11 protein-coding genes are annotated in these 16,470 nt (G+C 73.0%); 10 read left to right on the top strand and 1 reads right to left on the bottom strand.

Annotated features, from left to right (window positions below; translation table 11 throughout):
* Nucleotides 1-28 precede the first annotated feature (28 nt).
* From LPA41_RS08785 to LPA41_RS08775, 3 genes are all read left to right on the top strand, one after another.
* Nucleotides 29-223 carry a hypothetical protein gene (locus LPA41_RS08785; protein WP_014447165.1) on the top strand — a complete coding sequence of 65 codons (195 nt, stop codon included), beginning with the start codon at nt 29-31 and terminating at the stop codon, nt 221-223.
* Between the two features lie 258 nt (nt 224-481).
* Nucleotides 482-4,063, top strand: a complete 3,582-nt coding sequence (gene smc, locus LPA41_RS08780; protein WP_229069436.1) for a chromosome segregation protein SMC — start codon at nt 482-484, stop codon at nt 4,061-4,063.
* Between the two features lie 5 nt (nt 4,064-4,068).
* Nucleotides 4,069-4,683, top strand: a complete 615-nt coding sequence (locus LPA41_RS08775) for an HAD family hydrolase (RefSeq protein WP_229069435.1) — start codon at nt 4,069-4,071, stop codon at nt 4,681-4,683.
* A gap of 31 nt (nt 4,684-4,714) precedes the next feature.
* Here the strand turns inward: LPA41_RS08775 and LPA41_RS08770 are convergent, their stop codons facing one another.
* On the bottom strand, nt 4,715-6,406 hold the full coding sequence (locus tag LPA41_RS08770) for an alkaline phosphatase D family protein (RefSeq protein WP_229069434.1): 1,692 nt from the start codon (nt 6,404-6,406) through the stop codon (nt 4,715-4,717).
* A gap of 140 nt (nt 6,407-6,546) precedes the next feature.
* On the opposite strand from LPA41_RS08770, the gene ftsY reads away from it, so the two are divergent.
* The 7 genes from ftsY (at nt 6,547) to LPA41_RS08735 (ending at nt 16,467) form a co-directional block, all read left to right on the top strand.
* Nucleotides 6,547-7,755 carry a signal recognition particle-docking protein FtsY gene (gene ftsY, locus LPA41_RS08765; protein WP_229069433.1) on the top strand — a complete coding sequence of 403 codons (1,209 nt, stop codon included), beginning with the start codon at nt 6,547-6,549 and terminating at the stop codon, nt 7,753-7,755.
* A 49-nt stretch (nt 7,756-7,804) separates the two neighbouring features.
* Nucleotides 7,805-8,602 (top strand): aminoglycoside phosphotransferase family protein, encoded by a 798-nt coding sequence (locus LPA41_RS08760; protein WP_014447157.1) that lies wholly within the window; start codon nt 7,805-7,807, stop codon nt 8,600-8,602.
* 199 nt (nt 8,603-8,801) lie between these two features.
* Nucleotides 8,802-10,178: an ammonium transporter gene (locus tag LPA41_RS08755; protein WP_229069432.1), complete on the top strand. Its 1,377-nt coding sequence runs from the start codon at nt 8,802-8,804 to the stop codon at nt 10,176-10,178.
* Nucleotides 10,179-10,211: 33 nt separating this feature from the next.
* Nucleotides 10,212-10,550, top strand: a complete 339-nt coding sequence (locus tag LPA41_RS08750) for a P-II family nitrogen regulator (RefSeq protein ID WP_229069431.1) — start codon at nt 10,212-10,214, stop codon at nt 10,548-10,550.
* Nucleotides 10,551-10,555: 5 nt separating this feature from the next.
* Nucleotides 10,556-12,826 carry a [protein-PII] uridylyltransferase gene (locus LPA41_RS08745; RefSeq protein WP_229069430.1) on the top strand — a complete coding sequence of 757 codons (2,271 nt, stop codon included), beginning with the start codon at nt 10,556-10,558 and terminating at the stop codon, nt 12,824-12,826.
* A 73-nt stretch (nt 12,827-12,899) separates the two neighbouring features.
* On the top strand, nt 12,900-15,362 hold the full coding sequence (locus LPA41_RS08740) for a glycosyltransferase family A protein (RefSeq protein ID WP_229069429.1): 2,463 nt from the start codon (nt 12,900-12,902) through the stop codon (nt 15,360-15,362).
* 58 nt (nt 15,363-15,420) lie between these two features.
* Nucleotides 15,421-16,467 carry an O-methyltransferase gene (locus LPA41_RS08735; protein WP_229069428.1) on the top strand — a complete coding sequence of 349 codons (1,047 nt, stop codon included), beginning with the start codon at nt 15,421-15,423 and terminating at the stop codon, nt 16,465-16,467.
* Nucleotides 16,468-16,470: the final 3 nt, after the last annotated feature.

Raw genomic sequence — 16,470 nt, 5'->3', positions numbered from 1 at the left:
GAGACGCAGCGCGTCACAAGGAGTCACGATGGCGAAGGCCCTCTACGGCCACGTAGGTGCGGCGCCCGACCGGCGCCTCCTCGACGAGGTCACCCGACTGCGTTCCAGGGTGCAGTCCCTGGAGTTCGAGGTCACCCGCCTCCGGGCGGAAAACGATCGTCTCGCGGCCGCCGCCGCGGAGGCAGACGATTTCGCGCGGCTGACCGAGCCCGCACTGACCTGAGCTCCACCGTCGCCGGTGAGTTCCGCGGGGTGATCTCCCGGCGTCCGTCCCCTCGCATCACGCACCCAGGAAACGCGAGCACCACGGCAGGACAGCAAGAGCAGTAAAGAAAAGCGCGCCTCCACTATTGTGGCGGCGCGCAGCTTTTTGCCCGGTTTTCCGGTTCGCGCGGGCCCTGCGGGCGCGGCGTGTCACCGTTCCGCCGATCTCCTGCGGGTAGCCTGCCACCAGCAGACCACCGCCGACCCTCGGAGATCCGTGCACCTCAAGAGCCTGACGGTGAAGGGCTTCAAGTCCTTTGCCTCCGCTACCACGTTGCGGCTGGAGCCGGGCATCACCTGTGTCGTGGGCCCGAACGGATCCGGCAAGTCGAACGTCGTCGACGCCATCGCCTGGGTGCTGGGCGAGCAGGGTGCCAAGGCACTGCGCGGCGGCAAGATGGAGGACGTCATCTTCGCCGGCACCGCCGGCCGGGCGCCGCTGGGCCGCGCCGAGGTGACGCTGACGATCGACAACAACGACGGCGCCCTGCCGATCGACTACACCGAGGTCTCGATCACCCGCCGGATGTTCCGCGACGGCGCCAGCGAGTACGAGATCAACGGCAACTCCTGCCGGCTGCTCGACATCCAGGAGCTGCTCAGCGACTCGGGTATCGGCCGGGAGATGCACATCATCGTCGGCCAGGGCCGGCTGGACGCGATGCTGCACGCCAAGCCGGAGGACCGCCGCTCGTTCATCGAGGAGGCGGCCGGTGTCCTCAAGCACCGCAAGCGCAAGGAAAAGGCGATCCGGAAGCTGGACGCCATGCAGGTCAACCTGAACCGCCTGGGTGACCTGACCACCGAGCTGCGGCGGCAGCTCAAGCCGCTCGGCAAGCAGGCCGAGGTGGCCCGCCGTGCCGCCGGCATCCAGGCCGACCTGCGCGACGCGCGCCTGCGGCTGCTCGCCGACGACCTCCACACGCTGCGCACCACTCTGGACAAGGAGATCGCGGACGAGTCGGCGATGCGGGAGCGTCGCGGGCAGGTCGAGGAGGAGAACCGGGAGATCCAGCGCTGGCTGGCCGACCTGGAGGCACAGCACGCCGAGGACGCACCGCTGCTGGCTGCCGCGCAGGACGCCTGGTACAAGCTGTCCACTCTCCAGGAACGTTTCCGCTCCACCGAGCAACTCGCCACCGAACGGCTGCGCCACCTCGCCGCCACGCCCGACGAGGAGCGTCCCGGCCGCGACCCGGAGATGCTGGAGGCCGAGGCCGAGCGGGTCCGTGAGCAGGAGGAGGAACTGCGCGAGGCGCTCACCGAGGACCAGATGCGCCTGGCCGAGGCGGTCGAGCACCGCCAGGAGCTGGAACGCGAGCTGGCCGCGGCCGAGGGCGCGCTGCGCGCGGCCGCGAAGGCGATCGCCGATCGCCGCGAGGGCCTGGCCAAGCTGGCCGGCAACGTCAACGCCGCACGGGCGCGCACCAGCAGCGCCGACGAGGAGATCGAGCGGCTCGCGACCGCGCACACCGACGCGTTGATGCGGGCCGAGGCGGCGCAGGCCGAGGTGGACCTGGTCGCGGCGGAGTCGTCGGAGGCGGACCGGGACAACGCCGACCTGGACGCCCGGCACGACGAGGCGGTCGCGGCACACGACCGGGCCGCCGCGGTGGTCCGGGAGCTGACCGACGCCGAGCGGGCCGCGGAGAAGGACGCGGCCGGCTGGAAGGCCCGGGAGGAGGCGCTCGCCCTGGGCCTGCGGCGCAAGGACGGCGCCGGCGCCCTGCTCGCCCGGGCCGGCCAGGTGCCCGGCCTGCTCGGCAGCCTGGCCTCGTTGCTGACCGTCCGGCCGGGTCACGAGGTGGCGCTGGCGGCGGCCCTGGGCGGGCTCGCCGACGCGGTGGCCCTCTCCGGTGTCGACGAGGCGATCGAGGCGATGCGTACGCTCAAGATCGCTGACGCCGGCCGCGCCGATCTCGTGGTCGCCGGGTCCGCCGGTCCCGGGATGCGCGGCTCGCTGCCGAGCCTGCGCCCGGAGCTGCCGGCGGACGCGATCTGGGCGCCCGAGGTGGTCGACTGCCCGGAGCAGATCCGCCCGGCACTCAACCGGGTGCTGCGCGACGTGGCGATCGTTCCCGACCTGGCCGCCGCGGCAGCCCTCGTCGCCGCGAACGCCGAGATGCGCGCGGTGACGCCGGAGGGCGACGTGCTCGGCGCCTGGGCGGCGGCCGGTGGCTCGGCGAAGGCGACGAGTTACATCGAGGTGCAGGCCGCGGTCGACGAGGCGAAGGCCAAGCGGGCCGCCGCCGAGGAGGCCATCGCCGAGCTGAAGGATCAGCTCGGCGCGGCGCGGGCCGAGGTGGCCGAGCTGAAGCAGGCGGTGACCGTGGCCGCCCAGGCCAAGCGGGCCGCCGAGGGCGAGCGCAACGCGGCCGCCCGGCGGCTCGCCGAGCTGGGTGCGGCGGCGCGGTCGGCGAAGGCGGAGAGCGAACGGCTCGGCGCGTCCCGGCAGAAGGCGGAGGCGGCCCGGGAGACCGATCTGATGCGCCTGGCCGAGCTGGAGGAACGGCTGCGGCTGGCCGAGGACACCCCGCTCGACGAGGAACCCTCCACCGAGGAGCGGGACCGGCTCGCGGCCCTGGTGCCGCAGGCCCGGCAGAACGAGATGGAGGTCCGGCTCGCGGTGCGTACCGCCGAGGAACGGGTCTCCTCGATCGCCGGGCGTGCCGACTCGCTGCTGCGCCAGGCCACCGCCGAACGGCAGGCCCGGGAACGGGCCGCGGCCCGGCGGGCAGCTCGCGCCCGCGGCGCGAAGATCGCGCAGGCGGTCGCGCTCGGGGCCGCCGGCGCGCTGGAACGCCTCGCGGTGTCACTGGCCGCCGCCGCCACCCACCGCGACGAGCTGGCCCAGGCGCGCACCAGCCGCGAGGCGGAGCTGCAGGAGGTACGCGCCACCGCGAAACGCCTCGCCGCCGAGCTGGAGCGGCTCACCAGCGAGGTGCACCGCGACGAGATGGCCCGCGCCGAGCAGCGGATGCGCATCGAGCAGCTGGAGGCGAAGGCTGCCGAGGACTTCTCGCTCGACGTCGACACACTGATCAGTGAGTACGGTCCGAAGCAGCTGGTGCCGCCCACCCAGGCGGAGGTGGCCCAGGCCGACAAGGACGGCAAGCCGGCGCCCGACCCGGTGCCGTTCCACCGGGCCACCCAGGAGAAGCGGGCCAACAAGGCCGAGCGCGACCTCACCCTGCTCGGCAAGGTGAACCCGCTGGCGCTGGAGGAGTTCGCCGCGCTGGAGGAGCGTTACAAGTTCCTCTCCGACCAGCTCGAGGACCTCAAGGCCACCCGCCGGGACCTGCTCACCGTGGTCAAGGACGTCGACGACCGGATCCTGGAGGTCTTCACCTCGGCCTTCGAGGACACGGCACGCGAGTTCCAGGCCGTCTTCCAGGTGCTCTTCCCGGGCGGCGAGGGCCGGCTGGTGCTCACCGACCCGGAGGACATGCTCACCACCGGCGTCGAGGTCGAGGCCCGCCCGCCGGGCAAGAAGATCAAGCGGTTGTCGCTGCTCTCCGGCGGTGAGCGGTCGCTGACCGCGGTCGCCATGCTCTGTGCGATCTTCCGGGCCCGGCCCTCGCCCTTCTACATCATGGACGAGGTGGAGGCGGCCCTGGACGACGTGAACCTGGGCCGGTTGATTACCCTCTTCCAGCAGTTGCGGGAGAAGAGCCAGCTGCTCATCATCACGCACCAGAAGCGCACGATGGAGGTCGCGGACGCCCTCTACGGCGTCACCATGAGAGCCGGCGTCACCCAGGTGATCAGCCAGCGGCTCAGCCGCGAATCGGAGGACTGAGAAGCATGCGCGATCGCGCCCAGGCCCTGCTCATCGACCTGGACGGCGTACTGCGCCGCTGGGACCCGGCCCCGATGATCGCCGTCGAGGTGAAGTACGGGCTGAAGCCCGCGGCCCTGCTCGAGACGTCGATGTCGTGGGACATCTACCGGCCGGCGATCGCCGGTGAGATCACCGACGCGGAGTGGATGAGCCTGGTGGCGACCCGGCTGCCGCTCGGCGACGAGGAGTCGGCGGCGGCGGTGGCCGAGTGGCAGGCGTACCGGGGCGAGGTCGACCCGGAGGCGCTCGCGTTCGTCCGGGAGGTGCGGGCCGCCGGCCGCCCGGTGGCGATCGCCACCAACGCGACCGACCGGCTCCGCGGCGACCTGGACGCGCTCGGCCTCACCGGAGAGGTGGACCTGGTGATCAGTTCCTGGGAGCTCAAGGTGCACAAGCCGGCCCCCGAGTTCTTCCAGCAGGCCTGTCTGCGGGTCGGTCACCTGCCGAAGCACGTGCTCATGGTGGACGACGACGACCGGGTGATCCGCGGCGCGCGGGCGGCGAACCTGTCCGCCTACCGCTGGACCGGGCCGGAGCACCTGCCGTACCTCCGGAAGGTCCTCGACCTGCCGGAGTGACCGGCAGGTGCCGCTCGTCCGCGCGTGCTGTTCAGCGGTTGCCGTCCGGCGCGTACCGGACGGCGGCGACGTCGTAGAGGTCGCCGTCCTTGTGGGTGCCCTCGATCCGGGCGGTCGCGGTCCGGCCGTCCAGCCGCAGGGTGGCGACCGCGTTGCCGAAGTACGGCCCGGCCAGCCGTTTCCACCGCAGCGCCGGTTTGCGCACCCCGGCCGCCTTGGACAGCCCCCGTGCCAGCCGGGCCACCGCCCGGGACCAGCTGATCCGCATCAGCGGCCGCATCGGTGCCGGCACCTGATTGTGGATCGGCGAGCAGGTCAGCTGCATCACCGGGGTGGCGAGCGGCTGCCCGAAGTCGGCACGCGCCACGTATGAGTGGTGAACGTCACCCGAGAGGACGCTTATCGAGGCGGGTGCCGCGTACGCCCCGCCGGCCCCGACCCGATGACCGGGCGCGTCCGGGCCGCCCTCGCCGAGCCGCCGGAACAGCTCGCCGAGCGCCTCGAACGACTTGCCGAACGCCGCCCAGTGCTCCAGGTCGAAGGCCCGGCGGACCTTCTCGCCGAACGCCGCCGTCCGGGCGTGCCGTGACTCGGCGATCCGCTCGTTCCACGCCTCCAGGTGGTGGATGGCGGGCGGCATCAGCCACGGCAGCGAGGAACCGACGACCAGGTGGTCGTAGTCGCCGTGCGCCCGGTCCAGGAACCAGTCCCACTCGACCGGCGGCAGCATCGCCCGCGCACCCGGGGTGAGCACCCGGTTGCACCGGTTGTCCAGCACGACGAGCCGGGTCCGGCCCAGGTCGAGGGCGAAACTCCACTGGTAGGGCTGGTCGGTGTTCTCGGCCGACTCCGGCTCGTCGACCCGGCGCCCGAAATCGCGCATCAGGTCGGTGGCGTCGCCGGCCGTCGACACCTTCCCGAAGAGCGGGTCGGCGGCGAGTTCGTCCGGGCTCAGGTTCCCGACGTGCTGGTAGATCCAGTACGACGCGAGCCCGGCGGCGATCCGTTCCCGCCACCACGGCTGCCGCGCCATGTCGGCACGCCAGGACGCCGAGGTGTTCCAGTCGTCGATCAGCTCGTGGTCGTCGAAGATCATCACACTGGGCACGGTGGAGAGCAGCCAGCGCACCTCCGGGTCGCGCCAGGACTCCAGGTAGAGCTTGGTGTACTCCTCGAAGCCGACCACCTGGTTGTCCGGCCCCTGGTGCCCGTTGCGGCGCCGGTGCCGGATGAACCGGCGCACCTTGGCCGAGGTCTCGTCCGCGTAGACCTGGTCGCCGAGGAGCACCAGCAGGTCGGGCCGCTCCCGCGAGTCGGCCATCAGCCGCCGGGCGTAGGCGTCGAGCGCGTCCGGGGGCAGCCGTTTCCGGCTCGCCTGCGGCGTCGCCTCCCGGCACGAGCCGAAGAGCAGGCTGACGGGCTGGTCACTGTCGTCGGCGGCCCTGGTGCGGATCACCGACGGGGGGTACGGCGAACCCGCCGCCGGCCAGACGGCCCGGTCGTCGAGCATGACCGTGTAGGACTGGGCCGCGTCCGGGGCCAGGCCGGTCACCACGACGAGGGCGTAGTGGTGGCCGTACGCCGAGAAGGTCGACGCCGAGCCGGTGGCCCCGCCGGAGACGTCGATGCGCACCTCGGCGGGTTCGCTCGTCTCCAGCCAGATGGTCGCGCGATCGCCGGTCACGCGTCGCAGCACCGGCCCGATGAGTATCTGGGCGCTCACCGGAGTGCGCCGGGGTGTTGCCGCATGCGGATGCCTCCACGCTGTGTCAAGGGGGTGCCCCATCCTGCGTCACGGCGGCCCGGGATCGCCAGTGCGCGGCCTGCGGCACGTCGCTACGGCTCATCTGTCAGGATTCGAGCATGGAATACGTGGTCGCCTCAGTGATCCTGCTCGTCGTCCTGGTCGCGGGCGCGGTCGGGCTGGTGGTGCCGAGGATGCGCCGCCGGGAACTCCCGCCGCCGCCGTCCGCGGGCTCGACCACCACGCTCGAGCGCCCGCCGACCCTCCCGGCCGACGAGGAGTTGCCGCCGCTCATCGAGCGCCCGGTGCCGTCCGCGCCGGTCACGGAGGCCGCGCCGCCGGTCGTCGTGGAGCCCCCGGTCGTCGAGGAGCCGGCCGCACCGGAGATCGAGAAACCGGCGCCGACCGCCGGTCGCCTGGTCCGCCTGCGGGCCCGCCTCGCGCGCTCGCAGAACTCCCTGGGCCGCGGCCTGCTCACCGTTCTTTCCCGGGATCACCTGGAAGAGGACGACTGGGAGGAGATCGAGGACAGCCTGATCAGTGCCGACGTCGGCATCGAGGCGACACAGGTGATCGTCGAGCGGCTGCGGGAGCGGGTCCGGATCCTCGGCACCCGGACCGTCAGCGAGGTCCGGGAGCAGCTCGCCGAGGAACTGGTGGCCGCGCTGGAGCCGGAGATGGACCGCAGCCTGCGGACCGCCCCGCACGAGGGCCGCCCGGCCGTCGTGATGGTCGTCGGCGTGAACGGCGCCGGCAAGACCACGACCTGCGGCAAGATCGGCCGGGTGCTGATCGCCGACGGCCGTACCGTGCTCTTCGGCGCGGCCGACACGTTCCGGGCCGCCGCCGCCGAGCAGCTCTCCACCTGGGGCGAGCGGGTCGGCGCGGAGACCGTCCGCGGCCCCGAGGGCGGCGACCCGGCCAGTGTGGCGTTCGACGCGGTGAAACGGGGTATCGACGTCGGCGTGGACACCGTGCTGATCGACACCGCGGGCCGCCTGCAGAACAAGGTCGGCCTGATGGACGAGCTCGGCAAGGTGAAGCGGGTCGTGGAGAAGCACGGCGCGGTCGACGAGACCCTGCTCGTGCTCGACGCCACGACCGGGCAGAACGGTCTGGAGCAGGCCCGCGTCTTCACCGAGGTGGTGGACGTCACGGGTGTGGTGCTTACCAAGCTGGACGGCACGGCGAAGGGCGGCATCGTCATCGCGGTGCAGCGCAAGCTGGGCATCCCGGTCAAACTGGTGGGGCTCGGCGAGGGGCCGGACGACCTGGCGCCGTTCGAGCCGGCGGCCTTCGTCGAGGCTCTGCTTGGCGGGGACGCGTAGGCTACTTGCCGGCGGGAAGCAGGATCTGACGGATTTCGGGAGGACGTGGGTGACGCAGGAGCCGGTGCGCGAGATTCCGCTGCACGGTGGAAACGTCAGCACGGTGTCCCGGATCGGCGACACGGTCCGGCGTAACGCGGGTCCCTGGACCCCGGCCGTGCACGCCCTGCTCAACCACCTGGAGCGGGTCGGTTTCACCGGGTCCCCGCACGCGCTGGGCATGGACGAGAAGGGCCGCGAGGTCCTCTCCTACCTGGACGGCGAGTGCGGGGAGTACCCGCTGGCCCCGCACTGGGTCACCGAGGAGGCCCTGGTCACCGTCGGCACCATGCTGCGGATGTTCCACGACGCGCAGTACGGTTTCGTCCCGCCGCCGGGTGCGGTCTGGCGCTCGTTCGGCCCGCCCCCGCCGGACACCGAGGTGATCTGTCACCACGACGCCGCGCCGCACAACGTGGTCTGGCGGCCGGACGGCACCCTCGCCCTGATCGATTTCGATCTCGCGTCGCCGGGCTCACGGCTTTACGACGTGGCGTACGCGGCGTGGACCTGGGTGCCGCTCTTCAGCGACCGGGACTCGTACACCCTGGGGTGGAAGCGCCCGAACCGCCCGCGCCGGCTGCGTCTGTTCGCCGACGCCTACGGGTTGATCCCGCGTGACCGCCACCGGCTGGTCCGGACCATAAGGAAACGCATCGTCGACCACGTCGAGGGCATCCGGCGGATGGCCGCGGCCGGCGACCCGGCGTTCGTCCGCATCGTGCACAAGGGCCACCTGCGCCGCCCGATGCGTGACCTGCGGCTGCTCGACTACGAGCGGCACACCCTGGAGTACGCGCTCCGCTGATCGCGGGCTGCGACACGCTGCCCGGCGTCGCGTACCGGTTGTGAGAGTTTCTTCACACGCCGGAAACACGCCGTCACTCGCCGGTAATCGCCTGAAGACCGTGTGCGAAACAGCGGCCGGGAATGCTTCGCCGCATCCGGCCAGGGGCGATGTAGCCATGCTGAGCCGTGCGGGAGGGAATCCTACTTAGGAGGCCAGCGTGCCTGAAGCACCCACGATTGACACCGGCAACACCGCCTGGCTTCTGATCTCCAGCGCGATCGTGTTGCTCATGACCCCTGGGCTGGCCCTGTTCTACGGTGGCCTGAACCGCTCCAAGGGCGTACTGAACATGATGATGATGAGCTTCAGTGCCATGGGGCTCGTCTCTGTACTTTGGTTCTTCTACGGTTTCTCCCTGGTCTTCGGGACCGACCAGGGCACGGTCATCGGCAACGTCGGTGACTACCTCGGCACCAAGACCTTCCTCGGCGAGGGCGACCTGTGGGGCGCCACCGCGGAGAACCCGAGCGGTACCGGTATCCCGCTCTACGTCTTCATGGCGTTCCAGATGATGTTCGCGATCATCACGGTCGCCCTGATCAGCGGTGCCATCAGTGACCGGGCCAAGTTCAGCGGCTGGCTGATCTTCGCCGGCGCCTGGGCCACCCTGGTCTACTTCCCGGTCGCCCACTGGGTCTGGGGCGGTGGCTTCATCGGCGCCGGCGGCCTGGAGGCGCTGGACTTCGCCGGTGGCACCGCGGTCCACATCAACGCGGGCGCCGCGGCTCTGGCCCTGGTCCTGGTCCTCGGCAAGCGCGCCGGCTGGCCGCGCGACACGATGAAGCCGCACAACATCCCGCTCGTCGCGCTCGGCACCGGTCTGCTCTGGTTCGGCTGGTTCGGCTTCAACGCCGGCTCCGAGCTGACCGCCGACGCCATCACCGGCCTCGCGTTCATCAACACCCAGCTCGCGACCGCGACCGCGGTCCTCGGCTGGCTGCTCGTCGAGAAGATCCGCGACGGCCGTCCGACCCTGGTCGGCGCGTCCTCCGGTGCCATCGCCGGTCTGGTCGCCATCACCCCGGCCTGCGCGTTCGTCGCCCCCTGGGCCGCGACGCTGCTCGGTGTCGTCGCCGGTGCGGTCTGCGCCCTGGCGGTCGGCCTGAAGTACCGGCTCGGCTACGACGACTCGCTCGACGTCGTTGGCGTGCACTTCGTCGGTGGCTGGATCGGCTGCCTCTGGATCGGTCTCTTCGGCAGCAGCGAGGTCAACGCGCTGGTCGAGCGGGAGGGCCTGTTCGTCGGCGGTGGCGTGGCCGGCCTGGGCGTCCAGGCGCTGAGCGCCCTGATCGTCACGGTCTACTCGTTCGCCGTGGCCTTCGTCCTCGGCTTCGTGATCAACAAGACGATCGGTTTCCGGGTCTCCCAGGAGGCCGAGATCGACGGCATCGACCTCGCCGAGCACGCCGAGAGCGCGTACGACCTGTCGGCGTCCGGTGGCAGCGGTGGCGGCGGCGCCTTCGCGATGGCGGGCCTGAAGCAGGGCACCCCGGCTGCGGAGTCTTCCCCGGTCAGCGAGAAGGTTTCCGGTTAAATTCCAATGGCTGATCCGATCGGAGGACTGAGCATGAAGCTGGTGACCGCGGTCATCAAGCCGTACCAGCTCGACGCGGTGAAGGAGGCTCTGCACGCCCTTGGCGTCGCCGGGCTCACCGTGAGCGAGGTGCAGGGTTACGGCCGGCAGAAGGGGCACACCGAGGTGTACCGGGGCGCCGAGTACACCGTCGAGTTCCTGCCCAAGATCAAGGTCGAGGTGCTGACCGACGAGATCGACGTCGAGAAGATCGTCGACGCCGTCATCGCGGCTTCCCGCACTGGCAAGATCGGTGACGGCAAGGTCTGGGTCACGTCGGTCGACGACGTGGTCCGGGTCCGCACCGGCGAGCGCGGCCTCGACGCCCTGTAGACGACATGACCAACCCGTTGAGTGAGCCCCCGGCCCCGCCGGCCCGCCCGGCAGCCGGTGGCTCGCTCGACAAACTGCGCGAGCACATCGGCGCCGCCGCCCGGAACGATCGGGCGGCGGCGCTCGATGTGTGGCTGCGCGAACTCTTCCCCTCCCACGTGCCGGGCGTCAGCCTGATCGCGGTGGGCGGGCTGGGCCGGCGCGACTGCGCCCCCTACAGCGACCTCGACCTGGTGCTGGTGCACAACGGCACCGCCGGGATCGACCGGATCGCCTCCGGCCTGTGGTACCCGATCTGGGACGCCCGGCTCGGGCTGGACCACTCCGTGCGTACGCTGCCGGAAGCCCTCTCGGTGGCACACGACGACGTCAAGGTGTCCCTCGGACTGCTCGACGCCCGGCACGTGGCCGGCGACGCCCGTCTCTCCGCCGAGTTGATCGCGGCCACCGGTGACCAGTGGCGGCGCACCGCGACCCGCCTGCTCCCGCAGCTGCGCGAACTCACCACGGCCCGCTGGACCCAGCACGGCGAGCTGGCCTTCCTGCTCGAGGGCGACCTCAAGGAGGCCGCCGGTGGGCTGCGCGACCTGACGCTGCTGCGCGGGATCGGGCGGGCCGGCATCGCCGACACCATGCGCCCCGCGGTCCGCGCCGCCGGGCTGCGGCTGCTCGACACCCGGGACGCGCTGCACCTCGCGGTCGGGCGCCGCGTCGACCGGCTGGTCGCGCAGGAACGCGCCGCCGTTGCCGAACTGCTCGACCTGGAGGACGCCGACGCGCTGCTGCGGCGGGTGTCGGGCGACGCCCGGACCGTCGCGCACGCCGTCGACGACGCCTGGCGCGCGGTGGACCGCCTGCGCTCCGGCCGCCGCCGCGGCGGCACACCGGCCGTGCCCACCCGCCGCCCGGTCGCCCGGGACGTCGTGGAACAGGACGGCGAGCTGGTCCTCGCCCGCACCGCGATCGGCCCGGTCCCGGACCCCAGTCTGTCGCTGCGGGTGGCCGCCGCGGCCGCCGTCGTGCGGCTGCCCATCGCCCGCGCCACCTGCGAATGGCTTGCCGCGTTCTGCCCGCCGCTGCCCACACCGTGGCCCCCGGCGGCCCGCGCCGCGCTGATCTCACTGCTCGGCTCCGGCGCCGGGTTGCTGCCGGCCTGGGAGACCTGCGACAGGTACGGGCTGATCGACGCCTGGCTGCCCGAGTGGGCCCGGATGCGCAGCCTGCCGCAGCACCACCCGATCCACCGTTACACCCTGGACCGGCACCTGGTGCAGGCCGCCTACGAGGCGACCGCGTTCACCCGGGAGGTGGACCGGCCCGACCTGCTGCTGCTCGGCGCGTTCCTGCACGACGTCGGCAAGGGTCTGCCCGGCGACCACAGCGTGGTCGGCGCGCCGATCGCCGCCGGCATCGCGGCCCGGATCGGGTTGCCGCCGGCCGACGTGGCGACCATCGAACGGATGGTCCGGCTGCACCTGCTGCTGCCGGACGTGGCGACCCGCCGCGACTTGAGCGACCCGAAGACCATCTCCACCGTGGCCGAGGCGGTCGGTGACCCGGCCACCCTCGACCTGCTGCACGCCCTGGCCCGCGCCGACTCGCAGGCCACCGGCCCGGCCGCCTGGTCGGACTGGAAGGGCCGGCTGATGGCCGAACTGGTCCGCCGGGTGCACACCGCGCTGGACACCGGGGAACTGCCCGAACCGCCCCGGCCCGACCCGGAGTTGCTCGAGGGCGGCCTGCCGGTGGTGCACCTGGACGGCGACCGGGTGGCGGTGGCCGCGGCCGACCGGCGGGGCCTGCTCGCCGGGGTGGCGGCCTGCCTCGCGATGCACCGGCTGGACGTGGTCGCCGCCAACACGATCACCGTGGACGGCCGGGCCATCGTCGAGTTCTACACGTCGCCGCGCTACGGGTCGCCGTACGATCCGGTCGCCCTCACCGCCGACCTGCGCCGGGTCGCCGCCGGCGACGTCTCGGTGACCCAGCGGGTGCGCGCCCGCGCGATGAGCGCCCGGGGCGGCACCGCCTCACCACGGGTGGTCTGGCAGCGTGCCGCGGCGACCGACGCCGTGGTGCTGGAGTTGCGCGCGGCGGACTCGCCGGGCCTGCTGTACCGGGTGACCACCGCACTCGACGAGGCCGGCGCGGAGATCCGGGCGGCCCGCATCTCCACCCTCGGCGGTGACGTGGTGGACGCGTTCTACCTGGTCGGGACGTGGGCGGACGCCGCCGTCCGGGACCGGGTGGCGGCCGCCGTCCTGGCCGCCGTCTGAGGAGACTCGTCACCCCGGGCCGCCGCCCCGCGTTGAGCTGATCGACATCGCGGGGTACACGGACGGAGAGTCGATGGCCGAGGCGCAGCCGGTCGCGTTGCTGGACGATCACGTAACTCTGGCCGGTGACGGAGCGGAACTGTCGCTGCCGCACACCGCGATGCGTAACCGCTCGGTCGCGGCCCGGCGGGTTCTCGCCCGCGCGGCCGCCGGCGGCAACGGGACACTCGAGGAACTGCTGGAGGCGGCCCGGGCCGGGGACACCCGCCGGTTGCGCCGGATCCGGCGGCGGGCCGACCCGGCACTGCTCGCCGGGCTGGCACAGACCATCGCCCTGCAGGACGAGCTGCCGTCCGACCGGGAGGACGCGCTGGCGCTCTACGCGCTGATCCGCACCGGTCTCGGGGCCCGGGCCCTGCCACCGGCACACCAGGCACTGCACACCCAGCTGGCGTACGCCTGGCAGGGTCCCCAGCACGCCCGGGACCTGCTGGCGGCGTACCGGCGGATGCCGCAGCCGGCCCGCGAGACGCTGGAGATCGATCTCGCGAACCCGTACGCGGGCGGCACCGCCGACGAGGAGACCTGGCTGTCCCGCTTCGGCCGGCTCTTCCCGGCACCGGCGCCGGTACTGATGGCGGCGCCGGAACGGTTGCCGTTCGACCGGCTCACGGCGGCGGAGTGCGCCCCGGTGGAACCGGCCGAGCAGCGGGTGACCGTCGTCGTCACGGCGTACCGGCCCGGCGTCGGCCTGATCACCGCGGTCCGCTCGATCGCGGCGCAGAGCTGGCGGAACCTGGAGATCCTGGTGGTGGACGACGCGTCACCACCGGAGTACGACGCGGTGCTGGCCGAGGCGGAGTCGCTCGACGACCGGGTCCGGGTGCTGCGGCTGGCCGAGAACGGCGGCACCTACGCGGCCCGCAACGCCGGTGTCCAGGCGGCCCGCGGCGAGTTCGTGACGTTCCAGGACTCCGACGACTGGTCCCACCCGCGCCGGGTCGAACTGCAGGTGGGTCCGTTGCTGACGCGCCCCGAGGCGGTCGCCACCACCTCGGAGGGGATAAGCGTCACCGACCAGCTGGTGATGACCCGCCCGGGCATCCGGCGCGGCCGGGTCAACGTCTCCTCGCTGCTGTTCCGGCGGGACGCGGTGACCCGGCGGATCGGCTGGTTCGACACGGTGCGCAAGGCCGCCGACTCGGAGTTCCTGGAACGCATCGAGGCCGGCTTCGGTCCCGGCTCGGTACGGCGGGTCGCGCGGACCCTGGCCCTGATCCGGCTCTCCGAGGGTTCGCTGTCGCGGGCCGAGATCCGGGCCTACTGGATGCACCCGGCGCGGACCGCGTACATGTCGGCGTACCGCTGCTGGCACGCCTCCGGCGGGCCGTTGCACCGGGAGCCCGCCGCCCGGCCCCGGCCGTTCGTGGCACCGCCGCACCTCACCGGCGGTTCCGCGCCGCCCGGGCAGGACGTGGTCGTCGCCGCCGACTGGCGGTTCCTGGGTGGCACCCAGCGGGCCGCGCTCGCCGAAGTGCGCGCGCTGACCCGGGCCGGCCTGTCGGTGGCGATCCTGCACCTGGAGTCGCTGCGCTCGGTGCACCGGCAGCGCCGGTTGCTCAGCCCGGGCATCCAGGAACTGATCAACACCGGTCAGGTGGCGCAGGTGCTGGAGAGCGACCGGATCGACGCGGCCCTGCTCGTGGTCCGGCAGCCGGAGATCCTCCAGTTCGCTCCAGAGAACGGCTGCGGCCTGCGGCCGCGGCGGGTCCTGGTGGTCGCCGACCGGGCACCGGCCCGGCGCGACGGCAGCGACCGCCGCTACACGGTGGCCGCGGCGACCGAGGCGGTGCGCCGGCTCTACGGGACCGAGCCGCTCTGGTGCCCGCAGGACGCCGGGATCCGGGCCGCCCTGGAAGAGGCGGGCGCCGAGCTGACCGCGTACGACCTGCCCGCCGCCACCGAACCCCAGGACGTCCGCCGGCCGCTGCCCGACCGGGCCGGTCCGCCGGTGGTCGGCACCGACCTGTGCGACGCCGGCGAACGGCCCGGCGACCTGGCCACCGCGCTCGCCGTGCCGCGCCGCTGCCGGGACGCCGACGTGCGGCTGCGGCTGCCGGAGAGCCCGCTGCGGCCCGGCCCGCTGCCGGTCGGCTGGCTGGTCTACGAGCCGGCCGAGGTGGATCCGCGGACCTTCGCCGCGCAACTCGACTTCTACCTGCACTTCCCGCCGGAACAGGCGGCGGAACTGCTGTCCCGCCCGCCGCTGGAGGCGGCCGCGACCGGCTGCGTGGTGCTGGTGCCGCCGCATCTGGGCACGGCGTACGGCGACGCCGCCGTGGCCTGCCGCCCGGCGGACGTGCCCGCGGTGATCCGCCGGTTCCAGCGCGAACCCCGCCGCTACGCCGAGCAGAGCCGCCGGGCCCGCGCCGCGATCGCCCGCGACCACCGGCCGGCGGACCTGGCCGCCCGGATCACCGCCCTGGTCCACGGCGTGGCGGCGCCGACCCAGCGGGTGCCCGCCGCAGGGGCGTAACGGTGGCGTGCTCCCCGGCGTTACCGAGGGTGAACGCAGCGATGAGGAGTGCCCGCACATGAGTCACGTGACCCGAATCGGCCGTCGGGTGGTCCGCCGGCTGCCCAGCCTGTCCGCCCGGCAGGCGGCCGCCCTGTGCGGCGCCGCAGTCCTCTGCGCCGGGGCCGCGGCCGCCGCGCTCACCGGGTACGCCGAGGTGGCGACCGCGCTCCTCGCGCTGCTCGCCGGTGTGACGCTGGCGATCCTGCTGGTGGTCCTGCGCCGGCTGGCCGGCGTGCAGAAGGCCGGCCTGGCCGCACAGCGCGACCTGCGCACCACCGTCGAGGAGATGCAGCGCCGGCTGGTCGCCGCCGTGGAGCGGGAACGCCTCACCGCCGGCGACCGGCACCTCGAACTGGCCGAGGCGATCGCCCGGGTCAAGCAGGTCGCCGACCGCAAGGCGAGCTCGGCCCAGGTGCTCAGCCTGCCGCGTGAGTTCGAGGCGACCGTCCAGCTCTTCCAGGGCTTCGTGCCGCGCGCCCCGATGCCGTCCTCCGGCGAATGGGCGCTCAACCCGACCGACCTGCTGGAGCTGCTGCACCTGATCCGGGTCCGGCAGCCGCGCCTGGTGCTGGAACTGGGCAGCGGCACCTCCACGGTGTGGATCGCGTACGCCCTCGAGCAGTTCGGCGGCCGGCTGATCTCGCTGGACCACGACGCCGAGTTCGCGCGGCGTACCCGTGCCGTGCTCGCCGCGCACGGACTCACCGGGATCGCCGAGGTGCGGGACGCCCCGCTGACCCCGGCCACCATCGACGGCCGGGACTACCCGTGGTACGACCCGGAAACCCTCGCCGACCTGCACGACATCGACTTCGTGCTGATCGACGGCCCGCCCGCGGCCGTCGGGGAGGGCGCCCGGTACCCGGCCCTGCACATGATCGAGAAGCGGCTCGCGGACCGCGCCACGCTGATCTTCGACGACGCCGGGCGCAAGGACGAACAGGCCGCGATGACCGCCTGGACCGAACGGTTCGAAGGCCTGACCCGCGAGGGTGAGATCCTCGGCCGGCACGCGGTCCTCGCGTTCGCCCGTCCCCCCGCGCTGGCCGCCGCGCACGGCTGACCC

Source organism: Actinoplanes sp. DH11 (assembly GCF_020873875.1).
Lineage (GTDB): Bacteria > Actinomycetota > Actinomycetes > Mycobacteriales > Micromonosporaceae > Actinoplanes.
The sequence above is the reverse complement of the archived record's forward strand: the minus strand, read 5'-3'. Positions and strand labels throughout refer to the sequence as shown.

Excerpts from the sequence above, each read along its gene's own strand:
- LPA41_RS08785 (WP_014447165.1), top strand. The coding sequence starts at position 29 with ATGGCGAAGGCCCTCTACGGCCACGTAGGTGCGGCGCCCGACCGGCGC.
- LPA41_RS08775 (WP_229069435.1), top strand. The coding sequence starts at position 4,069 with ATGCGCGATCGCGCCCAGGCCCTGCTCATCGACCTGGACGGCGTACTG.
- ftsY (WP_229069433.1), top strand. The coding sequence starts at position 6,547 with ATGGAATACGTGGTCGCCTCAGTGATCCTGCTCGTCGTCCTGGTCGCG.
- LPA41_RS08750 (WP_229069431.1), top strand. The coding sequence starts at position 10,212 with ATGAAGCTGGTGACCGCGGTCATCAAGCCGTACCAGCTCGACGCGGTG.
- LPA41_RS08745 (WP_229069430.1), top strand. The coding sequence starts at position 10,556 with ATGACCAACCCGTTGAGTGAGCCCCCGGCCCCGCCGGCCCGCCCGGCA.
- LPA41_RS08740 (WP_229069429.1), top strand. The coding sequence starts at position 12,900 with ATGGCCGAGGCGCAGCCGGTCGCGTTGCTGGACGATCACGTAACTCTG.
- LPA41_RS08735 (WP_229069428.1), top strand. The coding sequence starts at position 15,421 with ATGAGTCACGTGACCCGAATCGGCCGTCGGGTGGTCCGCCGGCTGCCC.